The following is a 2,081-nucleotide window of genomic DNA, read 5'->3' on the forward strand; positions in this document are numbered from 1 at the left end:
GCCGGAGCCGGAGCGACAGCCTGTGCGGCAGGCGGAGCGACGGCGCCACCCTGCACGACGGCCCCGGCGGTGGAGACGGAGTTGGCGGGCACCATCAGGGCTGCCGAGACGATCGCGACGCTGGTGGGCGCGGTGCCGGCCGCCGCGCCGCTGAGCAGGGCCGTGAGGACCACCGCCCCGATGATCCCCAACAGCTTCAGCGCGCGCATGCCGAACTCCCGTGCTCGATACCCCAGATGACCGGCCGTAGGCCCCCGTGCGCACCCCAGCGCGGCCGGTCCATTGAGCATCGGTCGTCCACTCGTCCCGATCAAGTCTGGTGGTGCGAGTGCCTGCTCACGATTCCATTACGGAATGCATTGTTTCAGCTACGGAAGAGGAGGGGCAGAGTGCTCGACGGCGGCGAGCTGCTCATCGGACAGATCGAAGTCCACCGAGGAGTACTCGCGCAGCTTGGTGAGCCGATGGTAGCCGTCGATCATCCGGACGGTGCCGGACTTCGACCGCATCACGATCGACTGCGTGGTGCAGCCACCCGCCCGGTAGTGCACGCCGCGCAGCAGGTCGCCGTCGGTGATGCCGGTGGCGCAGAAGAACACGTTGTCACCGCGCACGAGATCGTCCGTGGTGAGCACCCGGTCCAGGTCGTGGCCCGCGTCGACGGCCTTGGCGCGCTCCTCGTCGTCGGTGGGCCAGAGCCTGCCCTGCATCGCGCCGCCCATGCACTTCATCGCGGCCGCCGTGATGATGCCCTCCGGCGTGCCGCCGATGCCGTAGAGCAGGTCGACGCCGGTGTTGGGGCGGGCGGCGGAGATCGCGCCTGCCACGTCGCCGTCGGAGATGAAGTGGATGCGCGCACCCGTGCGGCGGATCTCCTTCACCAGCGAATCGTGGCGCGGCCGGTCGAGCACGCACACCGTGACGTCGGTGACGTCGAGGTGCTTGGCCCCCGCGACACGGCGGATGTTCTCCCCCACCGGGACGGTGATGTCGATGACGTCCGCGGCCTCGGGGCCCACCGCGAGCTTCTCCATGTAGAACACGGCCGACGGGTCGAACATCGCGCCGCGTTCGGCCACGGCGAGCACGGCGACCGAGTTGGGCATGCCCTTCGCCATCAGCGTGGTGCCGTCGATCGGGTCGACGGCGACGTCGCACCACGGGCCCTCGCCGTTGCCGACCTCCTCGCCGTTGAACAGCATGGGCGCCTCGTCCTTCTCGCCCTCGCCGATCACGACGACGCCGCGCATCGACACGCTGCCGATGAGCTGGCGCATGGCGTCGACAGCCGCACCGTCGCCGCCGTTCTTGTCTCCACGGCCCACCCACCGCCCGGCGGCCATGGCCGCGGCCTCGGTGACGCGGACGAGCTCCATCGCCAGGTTGCGGTCGGGCGCCTCTCGACGCCGTTCGCGCCCGGTGGTCCCGTTCTCCGAAGGACTCATCTGCGGCTCCTCCTCCCGATGGCGAGCACGTGCGGTGCCCGGTGGGGCCGTTGGGATCGGTCCTGATCCTGACAGATCGGCCTCCCCAACGGTGGTCAAGGCGCCGGAAATCGGCGCAGCTGAGACGATGCGCACGTGCTGGGACTATGGGTGCCGTGACCTCCGAGCCGAACCCGCCGCCGCGGCCGACCGGCCGCCCCGACCCCGGCCCACCGTCGAAGCCGCCGCGGTCGGCGATGACCATGCGCGACATGCTCGTGGCGCTGGGCGTGCTGATCGCCGTGGTGATCGCCATCGGCGGACTGCAGGGATCGTGGTCGTTCGCACCTGCCGGCCCGTCGGTCGACCCCGCCGCGGTCCCGGTCGTCGATGCTCCTGCCGAACTGCGCGAGCTCGCGCCGCTGGTGCCGTTCGCCGTGCGGATCCCGGCGGTGCCGCCGGACTGGCGGTCGAACTCCGTGGACCAGGACCCCGTCGACGGGGGCGGCCGGGCCGTGCGCACCGGCTACATCACCCCGGACGGCCGCTACGTGAGCCTGCTGCAGAGCGACGCGTCCGAGCAGGCGCTGCTGGCCGGCGAGACCGGCAAGGTAGCCGTGCCGGGACGCGGCCCGGTCGACGTCGACGGGCAGCAGT

At 71.4% G+C, this 2,081-nt stretch carries 3 protein-coding genes; 1 reads left to right on the forward strand and 2 read right to left on the reverse strand.

Annotated features, from left to right (window positions below; translation table 11 throughout):
* Nucleotides 1-209, reverse strand: a 209-nt coding sequence (locus HF577_RS37060; protein WP_211175436.1) for a hypothetical protein, incomplete at its 3' end; no start/stop codon positions are given.
* A 159-nt stretch (nt 210-368) separates the two neighbouring features.
* Complete coding sequence (gene glpX / locus HF577_RS37065) at nt 369-1,445, reverse strand: class II fructose-bisphosphatase (protein WP_169400663.1); 1,077 nt, start codon at nt 1,443-1,445, stop codon at nt 369-371.
* A gap of 155 nt (nt 1,446-1,600) precedes the next feature.
* On the opposite strand from glpX, the gene HF577_RS37070 reads away from it, so the two are divergent.
* A partial coding sequence (locus HF577_RS37070) for a DUF4245 domain-containing protein (protein WP_169400664.1) occupies nt 1,601-2,081 on the forward strand: 481 nt, incomplete at its 3' end.

This window comes from Pseudonocardia xinjiangensis, from assembly GCF_012911925.1.
Classification (GTDB): Bacteria; Actinomycetota; Actinomycetes; order Mycobacteriales; family Pseudonocardiaceae; genus Pseudonocardia; species Pseudonocardia xinjiangensis.

Bases quoted from the DNA above. Each gene is read 5' to 3' on its own strand.
- glpX (WP_169400663.1), bottom strand. From the start codon at position 1,445: ATGAGTCCTTCGGAGAACGGGACCACCGGGCGCGAACGGCGTCGAGAG.